28 protein-coding genes are annotated in these 24,869 nt (G+C 51.8%); 20 read left to right on the top strand and 8 right to left on the bottom strand.

The features are described 5' to 3' along the window. Window positions 1–6 precede the first annotated feature (6 nt). Complete coding sequence (locus tag HV243_RS09850; protein ID WP_125086350.1) at window positions 7–987, top strand: IS5-like element ISKpn26 family transposase; 981 nt, start codon at window positions 7–9, stop codon at window positions 985–987. Then, window positions 969–1,199 carry a hypothetical protein gene (locus HV243_RS25700; RefSeq protein ID WP_346342845.1) on the top strand — a complete coding sequence of 77 codons (231 nt, stop codon included), beginning with the start codon at window positions 969–971 and terminating at the stop codon, window positions 1,197–1,199. The genes HV243_RS09850 and HV243_RS25700 overlap by 19 nt, the downstream gene beginning before the upstream one ends. On the opposite strand, the gene HV243_RS09845 is transcribed toward HV243_RS25700, so the two are convergent. The 8 genes from HV243_RS09845 to HV243_RS09810 form a co-directional block, all read right to left on the bottom strand. Beyond that, a complete protein-coding gene (locus tag HV243_RS09845) occupies window positions 1,088–1,339 on the bottom strand; it encodes an AraC family transcriptional regulator (RefSeq protein ID WP_249415228.1) in 252 nt (83 codons plus the stop codon). The two genes, HV243_RS25700 and HV243_RS09845, sit on opposite strands and share 112 nt — an antisense overlap. 54 nt (window positions 1,340–1,393) lie before the next feature. Next, window positions 1,394–1,717, bottom strand: a complete 324-nt coding sequence (cyoD, locus tag HV243_RS09840) for a cytochrome o ubiquinol oxidase subunit IV (protein ID WP_023137324.1) — start codon at window positions 1,715–1,717, stop codon at window positions 1,394–1,396. Then, a complete protein-coding gene (gene cyoC / locus HV243_RS09835) occupies window positions 1,714–2,331 on the bottom strand; it encodes a cytochrome o ubiquinol oxidase subunit III (RefSeq protein WP_023137325.1) in 618 nt (205 codons plus the stop codon). Before cyoC ends, cyoD begins: the two co-directional genes overlap by 4 nt. Beyond that, on the bottom strand, window positions 2,321–4,318 hold the full coding sequence (gene cyoB, locus HV243_RS09830; protein ID WP_023137326.1) for a cytochrome o ubiquinol oxidase subunit I: 1,998 nt from the start codon (window positions 4,316–4,318) through the stop codon (window positions 2,321–2,323). Before cyoB ends, cyoC begins: the two co-directional genes overlap by 11 nt. A gap of 2 nt (window positions 4,319–4,320) precedes the next feature. After that, window positions 4,321–5,247: a ubiquinol oxidase subunit II gene (gene cyoA, locus HV243_RS09825; RefSeq protein WP_023137327.1), complete on the bottom strand. Its 927-nt coding sequence runs from the start codon at window positions 5,245–5,247 to the stop codon at window positions 4,321–4,323. A gap of 105 nt (window positions 5,248–5,352) precedes the next feature. Beyond that, window positions 5,353–6,885: a DHA2 family efflux MFS transporter permease subunit gene (locus tag HV243_RS09820; RefSeq protein ID WP_023137328.1), complete on the bottom strand. Its 1,533-nt coding sequence runs from the start codon at window positions 6,883–6,885 to the stop codon at window positions 5,353–5,355. A 3-nt stretch (window positions 6,886–6,888) separates the two neighbouring features. After that, on the bottom strand, window positions 6,889–8,088 hold the full coding sequence (locus tag HV243_RS09815; RefSeq protein WP_003036413.1) for an HlyD family efflux transporter periplasmic adaptor subunit: 1,200 nt from the start codon (window positions 8,086–8,088) through the stop codon (window positions 6,889–6,891). Continuing rightward, window positions 8,088–9,500 (bottom strand): efflux transporter outer membrane subunit, encoded by a 1,413-nt coding sequence (locus HV243_RS09810; protein WP_003036410.1) that lies wholly within the window; start codon window positions 9,498–9,500, stop codon window positions 8,088–8,090. The genes HV243_RS09815 and HV243_RS09810 overlap by 1 nt, the downstream gene beginning before the upstream one ends. A gap of 272 nt (window positions 9,501–9,772) precedes the next feature. Here HV243_RS09810 and HV243_RS09805 point away from each other — a divergent pair, with 272 nt between their 5' ends. The 18 genes from HV243_RS09805 (at window position 9,773) to HV243_RS09720 (ending at window position 24,330) form a co-directional block, all read left to right on the top strand. Further along, entirely contained in the window at window positions 9,773–10,447 is a 675-nt protein-coding gene (locus tag HV243_RS09805) for a TetR/AcrR family transcriptional regulator (RefSeq protein ID WP_003036407.1), read from the top strand. Window positions 10,448–11,185: 738 nt separating this feature from the next. After that, on the top strand, window positions 11,186–12,112 hold the full coding sequence (locus tag HV243_RS09800) for a hypothetical protein (protein WP_003036404.1): 927 nt from the start codon (window positions 11,186–11,188) through the stop codon (window positions 12,110–12,112). A gap of 146 nt (window positions 12,113–12,258) precedes the next feature. Then, on the top strand, window positions 12,259–12,444 hold the full coding sequence (locus HV243_RS09795) for an AlpA family transcriptional regulator (protein ID WP_003036401.1): 186 nt from the start codon (window positions 12,259–12,261) through the stop codon (window positions 12,442–12,444). A 121-nt stretch (window positions 12,445–12,565) separates the two neighbouring features. Next, complete coding sequence (locus HV243_RS09790) at window positions 12,566–13,153, top strand: DUF2857 domain-containing protein (protein WP_003036399.1); 588 nt, start codon at window positions 12,566–12,568, stop codon at window positions 13,151–13,153. Continuing rightward, window positions 13,143–13,352 (top strand): TraR/DksA family transcriptional regulator, encoded by a 210-nt coding sequence (locus tag HV243_RS09785; protein ID WP_003036397.1) that lies wholly within the window; start codon window positions 13,143–13,145, stop codon window positions 13,350–13,352. Before HV243_RS09790 ends, HV243_RS09785 begins: the two co-directional genes overlap by 11 nt. A 396-nt stretch (window positions 13,353–13,748) precedes the next feature. Further along, window positions 13,749–13,970 carry a hypothetical protein gene (locus HV243_RS09780; RefSeq protein WP_003036394.1) on the top strand — a complete coding sequence of 74 codons (222 nt, stop codon included), beginning with the start codon at window positions 13,749–13,751 and terminating at the stop codon, window positions 13,968–13,970. A 70-nt stretch (window positions 13,971–14,040) separates the two neighbouring features. Beyond that, window positions 14,041–14,685 carry a lytic transglycosylase domain-containing protein gene (locus HV243_RS09775; RefSeq protein ID WP_003036391.1) on the top strand — a complete coding sequence of 215 codons (645 nt, stop codon included), beginning with the start codon at window positions 14,041–14,043 and terminating at the stop codon, window positions 14,683–14,685. Then, complete coding sequence (locus tag HV243_RS09770; RefSeq protein WP_003036389.1) at window positions 14,682–14,960, top strand: TrbC/VirB2 family protein; 279 nt, start codon at window positions 14,682–14,684, stop codon at window positions 14,958–14,960. The genes HV243_RS09775 and HV243_RS09770 overlap by 4 nt, the downstream gene beginning before the upstream one ends. A gap of 11 nt (window positions 14,961–14,971) precedes the next feature. Then, window positions 14,972–17,719: a VirB3 family type IV secretion system protein gene (locus HV243_RS09765; protein WP_003036386.1), complete on the top strand. Its 2,748-nt coding sequence runs from the start codon at window positions 14,972–14,974 to the stop codon at window positions 17,717–17,719. 22 nt (window positions 17,720–17,741) lie between these two features. Further along, the gene (locus HV243_RS09760; RefSeq protein WP_003036383.1) at window positions 17,742–18,470 is read left to right on the top strand and encodes a type IV secretion system protein; all 729 of its coding nucleotides are present in this window, start codon (window positions 17,742–17,744) and stop codon (window positions 18,468–18,470) included. Window positions 18,471–18,481: 11 nt separating this feature from the next. Next, window positions 18,482–18,754 (top strand): EexN family lipoprotein, encoded by a 273-nt coding sequence (locus HV243_RS09755; RefSeq protein ID WP_003036380.1) that lies wholly within the window; start codon window positions 18,482–18,484, stop codon window positions 18,752–18,754. 78 nt (window positions 18,755–18,832) lie between these two features. Then, complete coding sequence (locus HV243_RS09750) at window positions 18,833–19,864, top strand: type IV secretion system protein (RefSeq protein WP_003036377.1); 1,032 nt, start codon at window positions 18,833–18,835, stop codon at window positions 19,862–19,864. 89 nt (window positions 19,865–19,953) lie between these two features. Next, complete coding sequence (locus HV243_RS09745; RefSeq protein ID WP_020078407.1) at window positions 19,954–20,094, top strand: hypothetical protein; 141 nt, start codon at window positions 19,954–19,956, stop codon at window positions 20,092–20,094. After that, window positions 20,087–20,770, top strand: coding sequence for a type IV secretion system protein (locus HV243_RS09740; RefSeq protein ID WP_003036371.1), 684 nt, complete (start codon window positions 20,087–20,089; stop codon window positions 20,768–20,770). Before HV243_RS09745 ends, HV243_RS09740 begins: the two co-directional genes overlap by 8 nt. Next, window positions 20,767–21,657, top strand: a complete 891-nt coding sequence (gene virB9 / locus HV243_RS09735; RefSeq protein WP_003036368.1) for a P-type conjugative transfer protein VirB9 — start codon at window positions 20,767–20,769, stop codon at window positions 21,655–21,657. The genes HV243_RS09740 and virB9 overlap by 4 nt, the downstream gene beginning before the upstream one ends. Further along, on the top strand, window positions 21,654–22,958 hold the full coding sequence (gene virB10 / locus HV243_RS09730; RefSeq protein WP_003036367.1) for a VirB10/TraB/TrbI family type IV secretion system protein: 1,305 nt from the start codon (window positions 21,654–21,656) through the stop codon (window positions 22,956–22,958). Before virB9 ends, virB10 begins: the two co-directional genes overlap by 4 nt. Continuing rightward, on the top strand, window positions 22,948–23,967 hold the full coding sequence (gene virB11 / locus HV243_RS09725) for a P-type DNA transfer ATPase VirB11 (protein ID WP_003036362.1): 1,020 nt from the start codon (window positions 22,948–22,950) through the stop codon (window positions 23,965–23,967). The genes virB10 and virB11 overlap by 11 nt, the downstream gene beginning before the upstream one ends. Before the next feature lie 60 nt (window positions 23,968–24,027). Beyond that, on the top strand, window positions 24,028–24,330 hold the full coding sequence (locus tag HV243_RS09720; protein WP_003036360.1) for a TrbM/KikA/MpfK family conjugal transfer protein: 303 nt from the start codon (window positions 24,028–24,030) through the stop codon (window positions 24,328–24,330). Window positions 24,331–24,869: the final 539 nt, after the last annotated feature.

Here is a 24,869-nt window from a genome sequence, read left to right as displayed (position 1 = left end):
GACATCATGAGCCATCAACTCACCTTCGCCGATAGTGAATTCAGCACTAAGCGCCGTCAGACCCGAAAAGAGATTTTCCTCTCCCGCATGGAGCAGATTCTGCCATGGCAGAATATGACCGCTGTCATCGAGCCGTTTTATCCCAAGGCGGGCAATGGCCGACGGCCCTATCCGCTGGAGACCATGCTGCGTATTCACTGCATGCAGCATTGGTACAACCTGAGCGACGGTGCCATGGAAGATGCCCTGTACGAAATCGCCTCCATGCGCCTGTTTGCCCGATTATCCCTGGATAGCGCCCTGCCGGATCGCACCACCATCATGAATTTCCGCCACCTGCTCGAGCAGCATCAACTGGCCCGTCAATTGTTCAAGACCATCAATCGCTGGCTGGCCGAAGCAGGCGTCATGATGACCCAAGGCACTTTGGTGGATGCCACCATCATTGAGGCACCCAGCTCGACCAAGAACAAAGAGCAGCAACGCGATCCGGAGATGCATCAGACCAAGAAAGGCAATCAGTGGCACTTTGGCATGAAGGCCCACATTGGTGTCGATGCCAAGAGTGGCCTGACCCACAGCCTGGTCACCACCGCGGCCAACGAGCATGACCTCAATCAGCTGGGTAATCTGCTTCATGGAGAGGAGCAATTTGTCTCAGCCGATGCCGGCTACCAAGGAGCGCCACAGCGCGAGGAGCTGGCCGAGGTGGATGTGGACTGGCTGATCGCCGAGCGTCCCGGCAAGGTAAAAACCTTGAAGCAGCATCCGCACAAGAACAAAACGGCCATCAACATCGAATACATGAAAGCCAGCATCCGTGCCAGGGTGGAGCACCCGTTTCGCATCATCAAGCGGCAGTTCGGCTTCGTGAAAGCCAGATACAAGGGGCTGCTGAAAAACGATAACCAACTGGCGATGTTATTCACCCTGGCCAACCTGTTTCGGGTGGACCAAATGATACGTCAGTGGGAGAGATCTCAGTAAAAACCGGAAATAACGCCAGAAATGGTGGAAAAAATAGCCTAAATAGGCTGATTCGATGTGTTTACGGGAAAAAAATCGGCCCAGATCCGCGAAATTTTAATCAGCGAGTCAATTTGGGAAGAAATGACCTGCTTATTCGCACCTTCCTTAGTTTTTCAAGCTTTATATATTTCCCTAGACTTATTCCTGCCACCTCCTTGAACATCCGTTGAAAATGCCATTTTGAATAACCAGCTTTTGCAGAAACATCCTCAACCTTCAGCGGCTCCTCCAGATGCTCATCAATCCATTGCATAATTTCATACACCACAAGTCGGTTTATCTTTTCCTTCCGTATTTTTTTTATGTCCATATATAGCCCCCCACAATGAGGCAGACAGGAATAACAGAAAGGCCAAAGCCCTGTTCACATCATCTGATGATTGAGATTCCACATGATCCACAACGACCCGGTAATAATGATAAAGATAATGACAGCGGAAAAGACAATGGTTACGAGGTTCCAGCGCATTTCAGAAGAAGCATTCAGGTGAAGAAAATACACCAGATGTACCAGCACCTGAACAACGGCACACGTCATGACCCCGCCTGCGATGATCCCTGCGGAAACACCACTGTCCATAACCAGCCAGAACGGGATCACCGTCAGAATGACCGACAGGAGAAAGCCGGTTATATAAGACATCGTATTGCCGTAAGCTACGCCCTGTGCGTCTGCAGAATGTCTCATGGCATTGCTCCCATCAGGTAAACAATACTGAACACGCAAATCCAGATGACATCGAGGAAATGCCAGAACAGACTCAGGCATATCAGACGGGGGCGACTGAATCCTGACAGACCTCGTCGGGCAACCTGATACATCAGGATCAGCATCCAGATCAGTCCACATGTCACATGCAGACCATGGGTGCCCACCAGAGTAAACAGCGCTGACAGGAAGCCACTGCGCTGTGGGCCGAAACCCTCAGCAGTCAGGTGACTGAACTCCCAGACTTCCATTCCGATAAAACCCAGACCACACAGAAATGTCAGGGTCAGCCATCCAAGTACACCGCCCTCGCGGTCTTTATCCATGCTGATAACAGCAAAACCATAGGTAATCGAGCTAAACAGAAGCAGCACAGTTTCCGCCAGTACAAACGGAGGTTCGAAAATATCCTTACCCGCCGGACCACCTGCAATGTTATGAACCATGACGCCGTAAGTCGCGAACTGGGTGGCGAAGATAATGCAGTCGCTCATCAGGTAGATCCAGAAGCCGAAGACCTTACTGGTACCTGTACCCTGATGCCCGTGCTCAGCACGGGTGCGGAAGGATGAATCCAGGGCTTCACTTACCATATGTCACACCGGCTTTGTTTATTTCTGCAAAGTGCTGATCCTCGATTTTTTTTATCTCGGCGACGGGTACGTAATAATCCACATCTTCATCGAAGCTTTTAATAACCCAGGTCAGGATAATCCCGAGGAATGACAATCCCGCCAGCCACCAGATATGCCAGATAGCCCCGAAGCCAAACCCGATGCAGAGCAGACCAATAATCAGCCCCGCCCCGCTGTTTTTCGGCATATGGATTTCGGCATAGTTAGCAGGTTGCTTGTATGCCTCCCCTCTTTCCTTCATTTCCCAGAACGCATCACGTTCGTGGACAAAAGGCACTTCAGCAAAGTTATAGAATGGCGGCGGGGAAGAGGTGGACCACTCCAGTGTCCGTCCGCCCCACGGGTCGCCGGTCATATCCCGGTTTTCGTGGCGGTCGCGCACCGACACCCAGAACATAATGACCTGGCACAGTATCCCGCAGGCTATCAGCGCAGCACCGCTGGCTGCCACGACCAGCAGGGGATGGAACTGGGGGTCAATATTCTGACTCAAGCGGCGGGTCATCCCCATGAACCCCAGCACATAGAGCGGCATAAACGCCACATAAAATCCGATGATCCAGAACCAGAACGCCCTCTTGTTCCATTTTTCATTCAGGGTGAACCCCATCGCTTTCGGGAACCAGTAGGACACACCAGCCATACTGCCGAACACCACTCCGCCGATAATGACATTATGGAAGTGGGCAATCAGGAACAGGCTGTTGTGCAGGACAAAGTCAGCTCCCGGCACGGCCAGCAGGACGCCGGTCATACCCCCTATAGAAAAGGTGACAATAAAACCTACCGTCCATAACATAGCGGAGTGCATCTGAATGCGCCCCTGATACATGGTGAACAACCAGTTGAAGATTTTCACACCAGTCGGGATAGCGATAATCATCGTCATGATCCCGAAGAAGGCGTTAACGTTCGCACCGGCTCCCATGGTGAAGAAGTGATGCAGCCATACCAGGAAGGAAAGCAAAGTGATGGCGACCGTTGCCCACACCAGCGAGGTATAACCGAACAGACGTTTCCTGGAAAAGGTTGCCACCACTTCCGAGTAGACCCCGAAGACCGGCAACACCAGTATATACACTTCCGGATGGCCCCACGCCCAAATCAGGTTGACGTACATCATCATGTTGCCGCCCATATCATTGGTGAAGAAATGGAAGCCCAGATAGCGGTCAAGGGTCAGCAATGTCAGCGTGACGGTCAGCACAGGGAAAGAAGCGATAATCAGCACGTTGGTACACAACGACGCCCAGGTGAACACCGGCATCTTAAACATCGTCATACCCGGTGCACGCATTTTCAGTATGGTGACGAAGAAGTTAATCCCGGTCAGTGTGGTCCCGATCCCCGACAGCTGGAGTGTCCATATCCAGTAATCCACCCCGACACCGGGACTGTACGCTAACTCCGAAAGCGGCGGATATGCCAGCCAGCCGGTGGTCGCAAACTCCCCCACTCCCAGGCAGAGATTAACCAGCACCACGCCTACCACCGTTAACCAGAAACTCAGGTTGTTCAGGAAAGGAAAAGCCACATCACGCGCGCCAATCTGCAGGGGCACCACAATATTCATCAGGCCGATAACGAAAGGCATCGCCACGAAAAAAATCATGATTACACCGTGACCCGTAAAAATTTGATCGTAGTGCCAGGGCGGCAGATACCCCGCCCCTTCCACTCCGGATGAGGCCAGTACCTGCTGGCTGCGCATCATGATTGCATCGGAAAAGCCGCGCAGTAACATCACGAACGCGACGATGATGTACATGATCCCGAGCTTTTTATGGTCAACGGAGGTCAGCCATTCGGACCATAAATATTTCCACTTACCGTAATATGTGATGGCGGCAACAATTGCCACACCAAGTATCAGAATAGCAACGATCGTTACCCTGACAATCGGGTCCTCAGGTATGGCATCCAGCGTCAGTTTTCCTGTGAGCATAATTAATTTCCCCGCGCTCTGTGTGAGAGGTGTTGTTCCGGCTCTGACCCAGTCATTCCCGTCTCCTTATCGTGATCGTGTGCTTTAAATTTTTCAGTCACGTATCTGAACAACGTCGGATCGATGACAGAGAAGAATTCAACCGGGTGGTTTTCGTCAGGCTCAGCCAGTTTTTCAAAATCAGCCGGACCGAGCAGCATATCCGGTGATTTCTTCACATCAGCGATCCACTGTTCAAACGCGGTATTATCCGGTACGGCAGTCGCTTTAAATTTCATGCCGGAAAAGCCCCTGCCGCTGTAACTGGACGAGATTCCGTTGAAGGTTCCCGTTTCACCGGCGATCAGATGCAGCCGGGTCTGCATGCCCGGCATCGCATAAATCTGGCTGCCGAGTGCCGGAATAAAAAAGCCATTCATCACGGAATTGGATGTAATACGCAAATTCAAGGGGGTATTTACCGGGAATACAATCTGATTGACGGTGGCAATGCCCTGTTGGGGATAAATAAACAACCATTTCCAGTCCAGGGAGATGACTTCGATATCGATGGGTTTCACCGCAGAGGTCAGTGGCCTGGATGGGTCAAGCGCATGGGTGGACTTCCATGTCAGCACGGCCAGAAACAGAATAATCAGGACGGGCACCGTCCAGACCACCGCCTCCACTTTATTGGAGTGGGACCAGTCAGGCGTATATTTCGCCGTGGTATTCGTGGTCCGGTATTTCCAGGTAAACACAACTGCCATCAGAACCACGGGAATAACGACCACTAACATCAGACAAAAAGCCGTAATGATTAGCGCCCGTTGTTCAATAGCGATTTGCCCTTTGGGATCAAGTAAAACAGCATGACATCCGCTTAGTAATAACGTCCCTGTTATTACCGGCAGGCATTTCACAATGGTCTTATATTTATGATATCGCATGGGACAACCTCATTTCACGGACTTGCAGACCGGCAATAAATAATGAAACCTTTTCACGGGGAGATACTCTGCCCTTCTCATTCCCGCTACCGCCATTCCTGTTATTTAATGGCCCGACATCTTCTGAAGCGGCCCTTTCGGTTTTTTGATTAGCCAGATAATGCCTATGGACCCCAGCATCAGAACGGTGGCCGACTGATAGAAATCGTTCGTTGCCAGCATGATGGCCTGACTGTCGATCATTCTCGAAAACAGAGCCGCTGACGTGTCTGTCGGAATACCGGCCGCGCCCAGCGTGTTGCTGACAATCCCTGGCACGTCAGGATTGATTGCCGTCACCAGCTCCGCTCGGTTAAATTTTGTCATATGTTCCCAGTAGGTCTGGGTCAGGGAAGAGCCTACCGCCATGCACATGACACGCAGGAAGTTCTGCAGCCCGGAACCGGCTGCCACTTTCTCCGGCGGCAGTTCGGACACGCCCAGCGAGGTGAGCGTGATAAGGCAGGCGGGAACTCCGGCCCCCAGAACGAACATGGGAACGGCAACTGACATAAAGTCAGCCTGCGACGTCAGCAGGGCACGCATCACAAAGGAGACCGCCAGTACCCCCATGCCATAGCTCACCAGCAGACGGGGATCGACCTTCGGCAGCAGACGACCAATTATGGGCGAGCTCAGGACGGCCAGGATCCCCATGGGGCCCGTCGCATACCCGGCCCAGGTTGCCGTGTATCCCATCCATTGCTGTAACCAGAGGGGGGTCAGCACGATATTCCCGAAGAAAATACCGAACATCAGACAGAGCGTGACGGTAGATACCACCCAGTTACGTGACTTAAATACGCTCAGATCCAGCACCGGTTGCTCAGCGGTGAGCTCCCAGATAATCAGCGAGATCAGGGCAATAGCGGCCACAATGGCGCAGACAATGATAATATCCGAGGAAAACCAGTCCAGTTCACGTCCTTTATCCAGCATGATCTGAAAGGCTGCCACAAAGATGACGAGCAGACCCAGCCCCACGCTGTCCAGCCGGGAACGGCTGATATGTGTTTCTTTCCCCTTCAGCACCCACCAGGTCCCAAACCCCACAATCAGACCAAAGCCGATATTGATGTAAAATACCCACTGCCAGCTCCAGTTATCCGAGATAAGCCCACCCAGTATCGGACCGAATATAGGCGCTACTACCGTCATCATTCCCCAGAGCGCCACGGCAATGTTGGCCTGTTTCTTCGGGAAGGCTGCAAGCAGCAACGTGGAAGAAAGCGGGATCAGCGGGCCACCGGCAAGCCCCTGCAGCACACGGAAAATGGCCAGGCTCGGTAGTGACCAGGAAAGACCGCAGCAGACAGAAAAAATCACAAATGCAACAACAGAAAAAAGGAATACGCGCACCTGACCGAACTGCATCGCCAGCCAGCCGGTCAGCGGCACCGTGATGGCTTCAGCCACCGCATAGGCGGTGATGATCCAGATTCCTTCTGTTGTCGACACGCCCAGGTAACCGGATATTGTGGGCATCGCGACGTTAGTAATGGTGGTATCGAGTACCACCATAAAATTCCCGAGCGAGAGCACGATTGCCGCAACAACCAGTTTGAATCCGGACAGAGGTGGAAATGCTGAACCAGACATACCTTATTTCTCCGTGTGGTCATCTCTGGCATTCGATGTCAGGTCCACCGTCACTTCCATGGACAGCCCGATGCGCAGAGGATTTTTACGCAGTTCTTCCCGCTCCAGACGAACACGCACCGGCAGTCGCTGCACGACCTTAATCCAGTTACCCGTGGCATTCTGCGCCGGTATCAGTGAAAGCGCGGAACCGGAGCCTCCGTCAAATCCCTGAACCACACCGTGATAAACAACACCGCTGCCGTACAGGTCTGAAGTCAGCTCTACCTTCTGGCCCGGTCTGACGTCGCTGAGCTGACCTTCCTTGAAATTCGCATCAACATAAATATCCTCGATGGGCACAACCCGCATCAGCCGGTTTCCAGCCTGAACATGCTGCCCGATATCCACTGAGCGCTGTGTTACCACTCCATCCACCGGGGCCCGGATAACCATACGCGCCAGGTTTATACGGGCCTGATCGAGACGGGTTCTGGCCGCCACCACAATGGGGTTAGTTTCAACGGTACTGTTCAGAAACAGGGCCTCGTTCGCCTGCCGGGATCCTTTTGCTTCGACACTGCCAGCGCGAGCAGCTTTCAGACTGGCTTCCGCTTCTCCCAGCGCGGCCGTTGCCTCCCGTAATTCTGTCTGCGCATCCGTAAAATCCTGCTCAGATACGGCCCCGGCTTTCACCAGATTCCGGCGACGTCGCTCATCAAGGGTGGCCTTATCAAACCGGGCTCGTGCCCTCGCCACATCATGTTCGGCGCTCTGAATACCTGCTTCACGCGAATCAAGCTGTCCGCTCAGAGCGGTGTCATTGGCCATAATCTGCATCACCTTCCGCCGGGCGCTGCCAAGCTCAGCTTCAGCCTGTGACACCGCAATTCTGGCGTCCGTCTCATCAAGCACGACCAGTACATCACCGGCATGCACAAGCTGCGTGTTGACCACATTTACTTTCTTCACCGGTCCGCCGACAAGCGGCGTGACGTCTGCGACTTCGGCAGCGGTATAGGCGTTATCCGTTGAGACGGATTTACCGGCAAAGAAAATCAGCCAGATGGCATAACCGATGGCGATAAGAATCAGGACGCCACCAAACAAAGCGAATAATTTACGGCGATGCTTTTTTTTATCACCGCTATCCGGTTTTGCATTCGTGTTATCCAGAGCCCTGTCCATATCCTGTGGGCCGTTTTTATCTTTATCTTCAGTCATTACGGTTTCACCTGCGCATCAAATGTTGAACTGGATTCAAATCCGCCCCCAAGGGCCTTGACGAGTGACACATCCAAGACATAACCCCGGGAATGCATGGCTGTATTCGCCAGCTCAGCCTGGAGTAACGCATCTTCAGAAATGAGAACTTCCTGATAATCGGCCAGCCCCCCCTGATACCGGGCTTTTGCCAGATGATAAGCTTCCTCGCTGTGGGACAAAGCAGATGCGGTTGCTTCTGACCTGCCCACCAGAGCAGCAAGGCTCCGTGTAACATCAGCAGTTTCACGTAATGCCTGTGTCAGCGCCTCGTTATACGACGCCACCGCATATTCATATTCCGCTCTCGCACCTTTATAGTTGGCGCGTAAACGCCCGCCTTCAAAAAGGGGTAAGCTGATGGCAGGTCCGACGCTCCCGATATCAGAGCCCGAGCTGAACAGGTTATTCAGCCCCAGTGACTGGTATCCGACGAAGGCCATCAGGTTCACGTTCGGGTAAAACTGCGCTCTGGCAACACCGATATTGCTGGCGGCGGCTTCAACCCGCCACCGTGCGGCCACCACTTCCGGATTGCGTCCGAGCAGGTTTGCGTTCAGCGCATCAGGTAACCCGACAGGGCGGCGCATCTGCAACCGGGGTCTGAGGATATCCAGCCCTCTGTCCGGCCCCCGGCCCAGTAAAGCCGCGATGCCGTTTTGGGTTAATTTGATTTGCTCATCGGCTTCAGCCAGCGCCGCTCTGGCGACATCCAGCCGGGCACCGCTTTCTTCCACGGAGACTCTGGAATCAAGTCCCTGAGCATGGCGTAACTGCACCAGCCTGACGGTATCCGTCCGGTTACGCAGTTGTCGGGCCGCAATGTCACGACTGTCATACTGGTACTGCAGACGGATATAAGCGTCCGCGAGCATCGTCGTCAGCATCAGTTTCGCGGCGGCGGCATCTGCCTCAGCAGCGCTGGCTTCGGATGTCGCGGCACGCAGCGCATCCCGGTTTTTACCCCAGAAATCCAGTTCCCAGCTAAAGTTGAGGCTGGCCTGCCCCATATCATTCCATCCGTGCGGCACGGCTGTTTTAGGGTAGATGTAGTTGTAGCTGAGCTTCTCTTTATCAATGGACGCGCTGGCGTCCATTGACGGGTATAACCGGGAACGGGCGACACCGGTTCTGGCCGTGGCTTCACGCACCCGGGCTTCTGCCTGTGCCAGAGAAGGTGAATGCGCGGTGGCTTCACTCATCAGCTGGTTAAGCTGCGTATCGCCGAAGGCCATCCACCATTTTTCCTGCGGCCAGTCAGCATGCGGAGCGGAAAAACTGCGTTGTGAAATCAGCGCCGCAGCCTGCTCCGGCTGAGGAGCAGTTCCCAGATCGGGGATCGCAGCACATGACCCCAAAGCAAGACTGAGCACGGAGATAACACATCCTTTCAGATAATGCGGACGGTACCTTACTGACTTCGTCCCATGTGCAAATCTGTAACCTGACACACACCTCATTCTTGATCGCCCTGTTTATTCTAGTTTACGGCGAACAAAGTAAACCGATCGGTTCGGTACAGTCAAGACCAAATTTCACTCAACTACGTCGCAAAAATACGTGAGTAGCACTCAGGCCTGAACGATATGATTTCGAGTTTCATCTTATGGTAAGATCAAGCTTTATTCCGGATAAGGAAGTGCAGATGTCGGTATCAACAAAGACCTCAATTGACACTAGAAGAAAAAATAAAATACTTTCTAATGATATAGTTAGTAACTTACCTGAAAAAGCACAACGCGTGCTTGAAGGAGCAAAAGCTATTTTTCTGGAAAGAGGCTATGCAGCAGCATCAACAGATATGATCCAACAGGCTGCTGGAGTCTCAAAATCAACCGTATATGCATATTATCCAAATAAAGAAGCATTATTTACAGCAGTGATTGAAATAGAATGTGAGCGTTTTCTTCAAAAAGTACATAAAATTAAAATTTCGGGAAAAGATATTTATGATAAATTATTTAAAATAGCCCGAACGTATCTGGATATTGTGCTTTCGGAAAATGGCCTCGCTCTCTACCGTGTTGTAGCTTCTGAAACACCGCGTTTTCCTGAATTAGGTAGACGTTTCTATTTAGCAGGTCCAGAAAAGATAAATAACATTGTTGAAGAAATACTACAACAAGCTGAATCTAAAGGAGAAATCTCGTTAGGTGGTATTGGGCGAAATGCAGTTGCTTCCTTATTCGTGAATATGGTACGCGGTGAGCCTCAAATACAGTGCTTAATGCATCCAAAATCTTCCACTTCTGCTGCACAGCGTGATCAATGGGCAAAGGATGCGGTCAATGCCTTTTTATTAGCCTTTCGTAAAGGATAATTATAATCTCCAGTTTTAAAGAAATTAGAAGATGCTCAGGAGTTTATAATATTATCAATTTGTTCCATATTATTATATGGAACACTACCATCAAGTGGATTACATTTTCCGAATCGTTCTTCTCTATAACTCCAGGCGACTAAATTTAGTTAGCGCCCTAACTTGCCTCTTGACAGAAATTTTGTCTATCCTGATCAAATCGAACCGTACCGTTCGTTTTAGTCAGGAGACGTTAGCATGATCGGAGTAGTAAGGTTTTCAGAACTAATGGAGCACTGGGAGGCAATTTCTCTACCAGCACCAGGAAGCATCTATGAGCCAAAGCAGCGCTCAAGCAACTGCCTCAAACATAACCCTTGCAACATAAAAGATTGGATTACTATTGAATTCTCTCAACAGGGATCCTACAAACGAAAATATGAAAATTTTCGCCATAAAGATCTTGTACTACTACTCTTTATTATTTCGGCTCGATATTTTATTCATAGAGTTTTATCTTCGTTAGTCTTAATATTATTCAGTTCATCCTTCATTATGCTCTCAGGAAATTGTCTCCTCATCCATAGTTACGAGAGAAAATTTCATAGCGAACTAAAAACTAGTTTAACAATTTTATTTTTAAACTCTTTACTTTATAAAATAGGGTTCATTTGTACATTATCGATAATATTCATGAATAATGAAACAGTGAATCGTAATTTAAGTTTTGCATAGAAAAATATGTAAAAGGAGTTTTTCATGTTGAAAAGCAGCGAGATCATAAACGGTTCGCTTCCGAAACCTGACTGGGTAACCATACAAGAAGCCGTTAACATAATTAATACAGAGAGCAACGAAAGAATCAAAGAGAGTGATATTTACCGTTATGCATTATATAATAAAATTAATCTCGCCATATACTTTCAATCTCCAATTATTCTGAGAAAAATAAAATATGCATTTCAAAAAGTAAAAATGCATCCAGCTAGAGGGACATTGATTCATCGTTTATGTCTGCTAGAAAAAAATAGCTTTATTAATGGATGGGACTCAATTTTCAGTACTGAGGGCAGATACGTCCACTCCACACAAAATATTATTGATACATCACTTATTGGGTTTGAATGTATTTTAATAAAGCAATTTCTCGCATGCTCATTGAATATACCATTACCAATTATTGGGAAAAACACGGTAAATTATGGCATCACTGTTACTATGTCCAATGAAGTTTTTCAGCTGTTTGAAAAAACAACCTGGAAGTGTAGAATTGAACATCAAATAAAAAACCTACCAACAGATCTGGCGTTTGATATTATGGAGAGAATTTCTTCAGAGGGAACGATAAATCAAAATACAAAGCAAGAATATTTCCCCCTCTATAATTTGCCTCAGGATTCCTGCTTTGTTATTCGTTACTCAGAGATTGAGAAACTAATTAGCACCCAGGTTACAGAGAAATCCCTCCCCTCTTCAACTAGAATATCCACACCCTTGTCAAGGTTATTTTGGCTCGCTTGTAGGCACAATGATGTTATCAGTCCATTAATAAAACAACCCTATAAATTATTGACAATTTTTGAAGAATGGGCGGCAGCTGATGGTATCACTGACCGTCTAAGCGGTGATACTTTAAAAACAGCACTAGAGCGTGGCTCCCCTCCGTCCTCATCCTTATTAAATTGATATTGTGTTTATCTGTCAACAATATGATCCCGTATTTAGTTTATTAAACCCCGTAATACGGGGTTTACCACTACCACTTCTCCTTCCGTTATGCTTTTTTATTATCTCCAGGCATACCAATGTTTGTTTTGCTACAGGAGACAATCATGACATCACATCAGTTATTACGCTTAAAAAAGGTTGAAGAAAAAACCGGCTTGAAACGTTCACAAATCTATCTGTATATGAAAGAGGGTACATTTCCTCGTTCAATAAAAATCGGACCAGCCAGTGTGGCCTGGCTGGAATCAGAAATTGACGAATGGATCAATATTAAATTGTCCCGGCGCTAAACGCGGTCAAGGGAAGGCGAATTAAAGCAACTGATTCAACTAAATACCCTCCAACAGGCTATATACCCAGATATTTCTGCATCTATCTTGCCTGTTGAACAAAATATACGGAATACATATTATGATCCCTTCACTAAATTACGCCGTACTCACCAATGCCCTGCAGGCGCTTAATGAAGGCAATATTCGTCACTGTGAAGATCTCGGTTTCACATTTGACGAAATGAATGCCCTCAGCCAGCTCTCGCCAGATGCACTCTTTACGCTGAGCCGAGCAGCCGCGCCTTTTATCGCAGTCTCGCTACGCCACGATGTTCTGCACCAGTTGCTGGCCCATTCTGGTCAGGAAGAACAGCGCCGACAACTAATTGACCGGGCCATACGACTGGGCGGCTCCATCGCACTGATGAACCACTATTTTGGTCTCACCTCCAATGAAGTCTGCCTTCGCCGTCGGTTGCTGGGTGTCAGCGTGCCGTATGGCCGAACGCCTGAACCGGATGAAAAGACAGATGTGGCTATCTGGTTGCAATGGCAGCAGCGCAGGGTAGAAAACCTTGAATCGCCCGATGCACTGATCACCATGATGCAGGTGACGGAAATCCTGCAGCCAGAGGCCGAAGCGCTGTCACTCACCACGGTCTGGAAACGTATCGCACTGTGCGAACAGGAAGCCGCTACTGGCAGGAGGACTCTCCATGCCGGATGAGATCGACCGCGATCAGGAATTTAATGAACAGCGACTGGAGGAGATGATTGAGCAGAACCGTTTTAAGCCGGGTTCAACACCATCATTATTTCACTGTCGTATATGTGGTAAACCTATTCCTGAAAAACGACGGCAGACTCTGCCGGGCATAACCACCTGTACAGAATGTCAGGAACAACTTGAGCATCGCAGACGCTAATAATAGCGATAAAGACGTTCGGGGATATTATTTCTCTGCACGTCTTTCTGTTTCCATTAAAATAGAATGCCTTCTTTATTATCTGTTCTGCATCCTTCTCCCTCTTTCCGCATCTGATAATCCTCGCCAGTTTATCTCTCTTATTTTTGTTTTGAATTTATCGTTTATATCCCGCACTGAATATCTGATTCTGAAAATGCCATAACAACATGGTTGCCCTGATGGACGTTCATTCGTCCAGGCCGGGGATTGTTCTTTAACAAATTGGATCGGGCTGTCACGTAACCACAATTCAGGGTGCCGCTGAATGTTCTCGCTGACCCGTTAAAACCGGAATGCAGAACCGGGATGTGACCTTTTTATTGCTTTCACGGCTATTTTATTAAAGGAAATACCATGAGAAAACCCAATTATCACGTCTTTATCACTCAGGAAAGTCAGCCCGATGCACAGGGCGAGAAAAACACGTACTGGACCAGGGTTGGTGTGGCCTTCGCACATAACGGTAAGCCTGGCCTGAATATCGTGCTGATCCCCGGTATTGCGGTTTCAGGCAGGCTGGTACTGCTTGAACCGAGAGAAGAGAGTGACATTTCACAGGATGCCGCAGCCGTTTAACCCGCTTTTGTCCTTCTCCCCGGTAACGTGTTTTTGTATACGCTGCCGGACCCACGGTTACGAGGCCACTATGCTTTCCACCACAGCCTTTCTGGCGCTGGCGACGCAGTGCGCCACCAGTGTTCACCCGTCCACGGCACTTGATGTGGCACGGGTCGAATCCGGTTTTCACCCTTACGCCATTGCTGAAATCGTGCCGGGCGGCAAAGGTGTGATTTCACATTTTCCCGCAAGCCATGATGAGGCGATGAGCCTCACCGGACGGCTGGCGGCGCAAGGCCGACGCTATTCGGTCGGCCTGATGCAAATCACCAGCACCAATTTCCGCCATTACGGCGTCACGGCCAGCGACTTACTTAACCCTTGCATCAATCTGTCGGTATTTGAGCGCATTCTCGCCGACTGTTACCGGCGCGGTAGCACTCTGAAACGAGCGCTCAGTTGTTACTACTCCGGCAACTTTGAAACCGGTCAGCGACCGGAATCCGCCTTTAACCAGACCAGCTACGTACAGCGCATTGGCTATGTCGTCCCGTCCACCCGGGAAGACCGGCAGCGAGCCCCTGACCCGAGCACACAACCGTCTGCCCGTTATCCCGCCGTTGTGCTGCGCGGCGAGCCTGCCGGTGCCACTGCGCCGATCCTGACTTCCCTGCATTATCCCGATTCCGTCATTCGCGGCGCTATCCCTGTTATCCCTGATGAGGAGAAATGATCATGCGTAAACGCCGTTACTCCGCTGTTGTTTCCGTGCTGCTGTCTGCCCCGGTGCTGGCGGCGAACAGTGGTTTTAACAAGGCCAATGAAACACTGAGCAATACCTCGACCGGCCTGCTGGGACTGGCCGCCGTCACCATCACACTGGCGACTATGTGGGTGGGCTACAAGGTGCTGTTCGACGGCAAGAGCCTGCATGACATGCGTAACATCATCATCGGCGCGATCCTGATCGTCGGCGCGTCCGGCTTCGGTGCCTACTGGGCGTCATAAGGGAGGCAACGATGGCTACGCTGAATAAAGCACTCACGCGGCCTGCCGCCATTATGGGTATTCCTCTGGTGCCGTTCGTTCTCGTCAGCGGGGCCATCGTCCTGCTGGCAGTCTATGTCAGCTATTACCTGGCGATTATGCTCATTCCTGCATGGGCGGAAATGAAAAATAAAACCCGAAAGGACATTCATTATTTCAGTCTGCTCTGGCTGGCGTTTAAAACCCGTGGGCGGCTTTTCACCAATACCCATTTTGGCGCGAATGCCCTGCTGGCAAACCAGTACGATAACGTTGATGTCTCGGAGTTTATTCAGAAAATGAAATTAAACGAGCGTATTACGCTGGATAAATATATTCCGTACTCCTCCCATATTCACCCTTACGTCATCAGAAACCGTCACCGTGATTTGGTTGCCACCTGGGAGCTGGACGGCACAGTCTTTGAATGTGAAGACGAACATCACCTGACCCTGATGGCCACGCACCTGAATAACGTTATTCGTTCGTATGAGGGTCTGCCGGTAACATTCTATATTCACCGGCTCCGTGAAAAATACCATGATGTTTTTGAAGCCTGTTCGGGTATTCCCTTTTCCGATGAGGTAACACGTCGGTATTACCAGCCGGTAAAAGACAAACCGTTATGGCGGCACCGGCTGTTTTTCACCGTCTGCTACGCGCCGTTCTCTCAGATTGAGAAGAAAACCATGAAAGCGCAGTCGCACAGTAAACGCCAGGCAGCACTGGATGACGCGCTCAAAATCATGCTGGAATACCGCGAAGCACTGGAATCTTCATTATCCCGCTATATGGCAACGCCGCTGGGGATATATGAAGAAAACGGGCGGGTGTATTCCTCACAACTGGCGTTCTTCCATCGTCTGCTTACCGGTCAGTGGCAGAAGGTGGCCGTAACGCGCTCACCATTTTATGAAACGCTCAGTACGCCAGACGTCTTTTTCACCACCGACACCGGTGAATGCCAGACGGTCAGCGGTTCCCGTTTCTTCCGCAGCCTGGAGATTAAGGATTATTCCCCGGAAACCCATACCGGTATGCTGGATGCGCTGCTGTACGCCGAAAGCGAGTATGTTCTGACGCAGTCCTTTACCTGCATGGCACGGGATGAGGCGCAGAATCATATCCGTCTGGCGGAAAAACGGCTTAACTCCACGGACGACGACGCGACTTCCCAGCGCGAAGAGCTGATTGTCCTGCGCGACCTGCTCCAGTCCGGACATGTGTCGTGCGGTAAATTCCACTTTTCCCTGCTGATCTCCTCAGACAGTGCCGGACAGGTGGTGAAGGACACTAACGTTCTGGCCCAGCCCTTCGCCGATCTTGGTATTATGACAACGCTCTCCACCCTGTCACTGCCCGCCGCGTATCTGGCGCAACTGCCGGGCGTGTATACGCTGCGACCCCGACTGGTGGCCGTCAGCAGCCAGAATTTTGCCGATATAGCCTGCCTGCATAACTTCCATCCCCACAAACGCAGCGGTAATCCGTGGGGGGAAGCCATCGCCATCCTCACATCTCCCGGCGGTGGCGGGTATTACCTGAACCTGCACGACAGCCAGGCCGGGCGGGATGACACCGGTGAGAAAACGCCGGGGAATACGGCGATTATCGGGAAAACCGGATCCGGCAAAACCCTGCTGATGACCATTATGCAACAACTGATGCAGAAGTACCGTAACCCGGCGTCGTTTGCGCCTTCTGCCACCATCAAACGGCTGACCACGGTGTATTTCGATAAGGACCGGGCGGCGGAGATGGCGATCCGCCAGGCGGGCGGGCGTTATTTCCGCATCCATACCGGCGAGCCCACCGGCTTCAACCCGTTTGCGCTGGAGCCAACCCGCCGGAACATCAGTTTCATCAAACGGCTGGTGCGCATGCTGTGCCGCCGCAACGGTAAGCCGCTCGATCCGCGCGATGAGGAGCGGATCAGTGCCGCCGTGGACACCATCATGCTGGACTATCCGCCGGAGTACCGCCGGTACGGGATCACCCGGCTGCTGGAAGTGCTGCCGGAGCCGCCGACCACAGACGCCCGCACCAACGGGCTGCGTATTCGCCTGAAACAGTGGGCGCAGAGGGGCGAGTTCGGCTGGGTGTTTGATAACGAGGCCGATACTTTCACCATCAGCGATGTCGATAACTTTGGTATCGACGGCACCGAATTTCTGGATGATGACGATATTCGCGGCCCCGTGACCTTTTACCTTCTGTACCGTGTGACCAGTCTTCTGGATGGTCGCCGCCTGGTGATGTTTATGGATGAGTTCTGGCGCTGGCTGGCCGATGTCGAATTTTCCCGCTTCTCCCTCAATATGCTGAAAGTCATCCGAAAGCTGAACGGTATCTTCGTTCCGGCAACACAGTCACCGGATGAAATCGTCAGACACCCCATCGCCCCGGCGATTATTGAGCAGTGCGGTACCCAGATTTTCCTCGCCAACCCGAAAGCCAGCCATGCGGATTACGTGGAGAAAATGAAAGTGCCGGAAAGTGTTTATGACACGGTCAGGAACCTGGATCCGGGCGAGCATTATATGGTCATCCTGAAAACACCGCTGCGGGCCGGGGAAACCCGCCCGTTTGTGGCGATGGCGAAAATGGATCTGTCCGGGATGGGTAAATTCACCCGGCTTCTCAGCGGCAGTGAGGACAACCTGAAAATATTCGATGCCATTTATCAGGATGGTATGCGACCTGATGAATGGAAAGATACTTTTTTTGACCGGGCAATCTGAAAGCCAACCTGAGGTACTATCAATGCGTTCCAGGAATCACCGTCTGGCATTATTGTTATTTTTCTCGGCGCAGGCGTTCAGCGCCGGAATACCGGTTTTCGACGCCGTGCAGAATACCGAATCCATTAACCAGTGGATGCAGAAACTACAGCAATGGGAGGGTACGGTTACCCATTATAAAAGCGAACTTAATGCGTATAAGAAACAACTGGCTACCGCAACCGGCGTGCGGGATATTCAGGGTTTTCTCAGTGATGCCCGAAGCCTGAAAACCGATATTGATAATCTCCGTAAGAACGGTATTTCACTGGATGATCTGCTGACCACGCAGAACAGTTCATATTCTTATGAACTGCAACACCTTTACAGTAAATACAAATCGTTCAGCGTATGCAGCGAGGAACAGGAAGGAATAAAATATCAGGCCCTGGCCGACAGTTGCAAACAGATAATCCTCAATCAAGCAATGGCGATTGAGAATACCACTGACGTTGAAAACAGGATTAACAGCACACTCAGCGATATATCAGACTTATCTGACCGTATATCGAATGCGCAGGACTCGAAAGAGTCTCAGGATCTGGCTAACGCCATCGCGGCGAAAAGCGTACAGTTAAATGCGCTGACGAATCAGTGGGAGATGTCTGTCAGGCAGGCTGAACAGCGAACGACATTGCTGGAACAGCAAAGACAGAAAGCCTTTGAACAGCAGCAGCTAACGGCACCTGTTGCTGACCTTAATAATTTATAAGGAGGTTATCCGTGCTCAGATCCTTATTCACCTTATGCACACTCTCAGGCGTGATATTACTGTCCGGCTGCAAGGAAACCAAATCCGAAGCCTGGTATAAGCAACATCCTGACGAAACTTATGCGGTTTATACGCAATGCCTGAAGGATGGCGAGGCAAGCGATAACTGCGAATTTGCCCACCGGGCAGCACTTATGTTTGCACAGGAAGGCCAGCCCGGGGTTAAGGAAAAATTCGAGGCGATATTTCAGCAGGAAGCTGCAAAACGAAATGCAGTGACATAGTAATAATATTTCCTCCAACAAAACAGGGAATTCTCCCTGTTTTTTTATTTCCTTTCTTTAAATATCAGGTGAGGCACCATGTCCGGTGGTATTTTTGTTGGTATGGACAAAAACATCATGGATGGACTGAATGCTGTACTGGAAGGTCAGTCTTCCACTTACGGCACGATGATCAGCGTCATCATTGTCAGCTCTTTTACCTTATTTATACTGTATCGCGGTTATCAGACACTGGCTGGCAAACTCCGGACCCCGGTTGAAGATGTCGTCTGGGATGTGGGGCGAATGTTGCTGATCACCACCTTTGTGTTAAACCGGGATGGCTGGCTTGATATGGCGGTAGCGGCTATCCAGGGACTCAAAGACGGTGTCAGCGGCGATGATAATATCTGGGCGCTGCTCGATACTGTCTGGGGAAAGGCACAGGCGCTGGGGCAAAAGTTATTTAATATGGACACATCAACTTACGTCAAACTGAATGGCGGCCTTGCCGAAGTGCTGGTATGGGGCGGCTCTATTGTCCTGCTGATGGCAGCCACCTTTGTCAACCTGCTCGCCGAAATCACCATCCTGTTAATGACCACCACCGCGCCGCTCTTTATTTTCTGCCTGCTGTACGGTTTTCTTAAACCGATGTTTGATAACTGGCTGAAAACGATTTTTGCGGCAATATTAACGATCATGTTTTCCGCCTTATCCATCCGTATCGCCATTAATTACCTGAATAAGATACTGGATGCTGCAACAAAAACATCCGCTGAAACCAATATGGTCACGCTGGCGGCGCAGTGCCTGCTGGCCGGGATAGCGGCAGGTGTGATGGTCTGGTTCTCCGCGAAGCTCGCCAGCGCACTCAGCGGGGCCGCCGTACAGGCGGTGCTGCAGGGGGCAGCCATGAGTGGCCTGAGCGGACTGGCGAACAAATCCGCCGACCTCGCCGGAGCGGGGGTAAAGGGCGGTGCCCGCCTGACTGCGAAAGGCGGCATGGCCGTCGCAGCGGCGACCGGCAGACTCACCGGCGCAGGCGCGGGTAAAACCGTGAGCGCCTGGCAGAAACGCGCCGCAGCCATCGAAAGCATGAAACGCCTGAACCGGCAGCGTCACCGTTAATCCTCCCGATCCTTAATTTCCTTTCCCCGTCACGCCGTGGCCTGCGCCACCGGTGCGGCATTCCTGCATCCATACGATAAGGGGCTTCCATGAAATTCAGCATCATCCTTCTGATGCTGTGCGCGCTCACGGGCTGCGCACGGCATCAGGGCGACCTCCCACCGGTATCCGGCGAACCCGAGCCAGTGAATTCCCCCGCCATCATTCAGGAGCTGACTCACCATGTCTGATATTCAGAACATTGTTAATGTTTCCCGCTCTTTTGAATCCATACTGCTGGAAAAGGAAGAACGTTCCCGAAAAACCGCCTGGCGGGTGGCCGCTGCCGGACTGGTTCTGGCCGCAATGGCGATTGCGGCCATTATTATTCTGCTGCCGCTGAAAACCTCCGACACTGAATTATGGTCAGTGGATAAACAGACCGGGCGCTATGAATATATGACCCGCGTGAAGGAGCGGGATATTGCTGCTGAAAAAGCGCTGGCACATTCACTGGCAGCACACTATGTCAGACTTCGCGAGGGATATAATTATTTCTCCCTCCAGCGTGATTATGACGACGTGCAGTTATTTAACAGCGACAGCGTGAACCGGGACTATCTGGACGGGTTTAACGGCGACCAGGCACCGGACGTGATTTTTAATAAGGCGGAATATGTCGTTTATATCGCCATTATTTCCAATGTGCATGCGCCTGCCACCGGGCCGGATAATCTGGCAACACTGCGTATTAAGCGCACAATCCGTCGTGTTGCTGATAATTCCGTGAAAACGGATGTGTGGAATATCCGCCTCACTTACCGCTACGTCCCGCACCGGCAACTGACCGACAGCCAGCGCGAAGTGAACCCGCTGGGCTTTATCGTCACCAGCTACCAGCGCGATAAAGAGCTGGGGGGGGAATGATGCTGAAACATCCCCTGCTCCTCTCTGGCTTAATGGTGTCATGCCTGGCATGGGGCGCAGCGACACCGCGCGGCAGCGCGTATGACAGCCGGATGCAGAACGTCACGTACAACAGCCAGAACGCCACGGTCGTCAGTACCCGCCCCGGCTACGTCACCATGCTGGTGTTTGATGACGGTGAAACCGTTATCGATGCGCAGGCGGGTTTCCCCAAAGGCTGGACCGTGACGAAAAGCGACAACCGGGTGGGCGTCAGCCCGAACCCGATTACCCAGCCGGTCACGGACGCCAGCGGCAACAACGTCAGCCAGGTGTTTCTGCCGACGGCAAAAGACTGGAAAACCAATCTGTTCGTGGTGACCTCGAAGCGCGATTACAGCCTGGAACTGAACGTGCTGGATAAAGACTCGCCCGCCCAGGCCTTTGTTATCCGCTACCGCTATCCCGACGAACTGCGAAAAAAGTCTGCCGCCGCCAGCGCCGCCCGTCAGCAACATCAGCAGGAAGCACTGGACCGGCAGCGGATAGCGGCGGCATTCGGGCAGGCCACCACGCCGCGCAACTGGCGCTATACAAAACGGGTGGCAGCTGGCTCAGCCTCCATCGCCCCGGACTTTACCTGGGATGACGGTCGTTTTGCGTATATCGGTTTTTCTCCTGCGAAAACCCTGCCATCCGTTTTCCGGGTGGTGAACGGCCTGGAGCAGGCGGTCACGCCCCGAACCATTAAACAGGGCAACTACACCGTGATGGCGGTTCCGGCATCGCCGCAACTGGTTCTGCGTTACGGCACCTCGGTGGTGGGGATCGAAAACGACGGATCCGGGCGTATCCCGCTGACCAACAGTGACACCGTTTCGCCGTCCGTTACGCTGGAGGCAAAATGACCGACAAATCTTTCCCGGACGAACCGGAAAAAACCACCGCAGAACGGGAAGCGGAAGCCCGTGAACGCGCCCACGCGGCAATGGCATATCAGGAGCCGGAGCAGAAAACGCCGCCCGGTCAGCCGGAAGTGACCCGTTTCCGTAAAGCTTCAGGTCGCCGCATGCTGATCGTCAGCCTGCTGAGTCTGGTCCTGGTCATCGCGCTGGCATCCGGTGGCGATCGTCTTCTCAGCGCCCTGAAAACGGGTGATGAGAAAGAATCTGGCACCGCGCCGCCCTCCTCCGGTACGGTGCAGCATGAGCGTAAGAATCTGGGTCTGGACAGTAACCCGTTTGGCCTGTTCGGGCCTGGGAGGCAGGAAAGCACAGACCCTGCCAGTCAGAGCGCCCCGGCCACTCCAGCTCTGCCGCCCGGGCCGCCCGCCCTGAACAAGGCGGCAGCACTGGCAGACGGGCTGAACAGCGACAGTACAGGGTCAGGCGACGATACACGCACGTCCCGAAGCGGATCGCGCAACAACGCGGGAACGTCGGGCAGCCCGTCAGCCTCCACGGCGTACACATCCTGTCAGTCTGTACTGGTCAGTGGCGAAGATGGACGTCTGCGCTGCCCGGATACGACAGCACCGGCAGGCAGCAATAACAACGACAATCCGGGCGTTGCCAGTGTCACTGGTGTCAGGCGGCTGGGCCTCGATCCCGATCTCTATATCCCGGTGGATCGTTATATTCCGTGTTCGATGATGCGGCGCTTCGTATCCGATGTTGGCGGTCATATCTCCTGCCTGATTGGGGAGGATGTCTGGAGCGCCAGCAACCATGTGAAGCTGATCCCGGCCGGAACAGTCGCCCGTGGCGTCTACCGCACCGGCGCACTGCAACACGGGCGCAGCCGGATGTTTGTGCTGTGGACGGAGCTGCGCACGCCGGAGCCCGGCAGCCTGCAAATCCCGCTCACCGATACGCAGGCCACCGGCCCGCTCGGCGAGGCAGGGATCGCGGGCTGGATCGACAGCCATTTCTGGGCGCGTTTCGGCAACGCCCTGATGCTCAGTACCGTGCAGGACGTGGCGGCAGCGGCATCAGATGCCGCGCCGGGTAAAGACCGCAATACCGACTATACCGAAAACACCCGCGCCGCCACGGCGGAAATGGCGAAAACGACGCTGGAAAACAGCATCAATATCCCGCCCACGATGTACCTGAACCAGGGCGATGTGATCGGCATCATGACCGGTACGGATATTGATTTTTCCTCTGTTTATCAACTACGGCTGAAAAAGAAATGGTATGAACGCTGAAAACCTGTCACTGGATTTTATGAAAAACCGGCTGTTTGGCGACTTTCTTGCTCAGGATGGCCTGACAGAAATTGCTGTTAACCGGCCGGGTGAGCTGCATACAAAAATTCGGGGAAAATGGCAAAAACAGGCATCCCCCATCACGTTGCGTCAGTGCCATGCTTTTGCCAGAGCGCTGGCGTCCTGGCATGACGATAATATTGACGATACATCACCCATCCTTTCTGCAACATTAGGATCTGGCGAACGTATTCAGGCGATTATTCCTCCGGCCTGTGAACGTAATACGGTGTCCATTACGCTGCGCAAACCCTCGTTTGAGCAGAAAACACATCAGTCATGGATTGATGCGGGATTTTATCAGCGCGTGGCCGGTCAGGAAAAAACGGAAAGTCAGGATAATGCACTAATCCGGTTATATCACAGCGGGGATATTCCCCACTTTATGGAAAAGGCGGTGGAATACGGCAAAACGATTTTTATTGTGGGTGAAACCGGCTCCGGCAAAACCACCTATATGAAAACGCTGCTGCATTATATTCCGCTGCATCTCCGTCTGGTAACGATTGAGGATAATCCCGAAATCCGTTTTTATCACCACAGCAATTATGTTCATCTTTTTTACCCGGCGGATGCCGGGGATAATGCTATTGTCACGCCCGGCAGGCTGATCCGTGCTAATTATCGTATGAACCCTGACCGGATATTACTGGCGGAAATTCGTGGGCGGGAAGCGTGGGACGCGCTGAAAATTGTCGGCTCCGGGCATGAGGGGTTAATCACCTCCCTGCATGCGGGCTGTCCGGCAGAATGTATTGAAGGGATCATTGACCGCTGCTATGAAAACCCCGACTGCCGGAACATTCCTTTTGATGTGTTGTTACGCAAGGTACTTAAAAGCATTGATGTCATCGTCAGCATTGATATACACGGCGATGTGCGCCGGATGAGTGATATTTACTTTAAGCCAGTTCATTTAAACAGCACGAAAGAGACATTCAGAAAATAACCCCGACAAATAACATTAGCCAAAAAACGCAACCTTTAATTAATCATAATGGTAACTGAAATGAAAAAAGCAATATCCTCCGTATTATTGTTCTGCGTTATTGCATCATGTTCAACATCTGTACTGGCTGCTGATGCCTGCGAGGTGGTGTTATGTATGTACGGTAAAGCAACCGGAAATGGCGGCGGCAGTGAATGTCATTCCGCTGAACGTGCATTCTTTAATATCGTGATAAAGAATAAACACGGCTTTCTTCCTGACCATACGGCCGATGCCAGACAATCATTTTTAAGTGAATGTGATTTGGCAGACCCTGCGGCTATCAGTCAGATCATCAGTAAATATGGCCGCATTCGTGGTTAATACTGGCGAGACGGGCACAGAGCATGACGGTTTTCAGGTTTTTACGGCTTCTATTTTTCGCGGATTAAGAAGCGAAGAAACAGGGGCCGTAAAAATGAGGCTGCGGACAGAAATATTTTCGCGGGTTAAGGAGCGAAAATAATTCAGGCACCGCACCTCACCTGCAAACAGCCGCGCCCACGCGGATTTTGCAGGCCGGGGGGAGCCGGATAAATTTCGCCGCCCCAGCGAGCGAAAAGCTGTCGCCCACGACAGCGGTTTACCCGGGGGGCGCAGCCCCGCACACCGTCGCAGCTAAGTCTCCGGCCCAAAGCCGGTAGCGTGGCGCGACCACCCTCTTTAAAGGTCAGCTTCCCTTTTATTCCCGCTGCGAGGAACGAGCAAAGGGAAGAAAAAGGCGAAAGCGACCGTCTTAAAGAGGGTGGTCGCGCGTAGCGGACGACGGTGTGCCGCCTTTGACCCTGGGGGTTTTGGCGTGGCGTCCAGCCGCGACATTACCCCCATGCACCGAGCAATAAGGGCGTCCAGCCCGCATGTAC

This window comes from Citrobacter sp. RHBSTW-00599 (genome assembly GCF_013784065.1).
In the GTDB taxonomy this organism is placed as follows: domain Bacteria; phylum Pseudomonadota; class Gammaproteobacteria; order Enterobacterales; family Enterobacteriaceae; genus Citrobacter; species Citrobacter braakii.
This window is presented reverse-complemented; position numbering and strand designations above follow the sequence as displayed.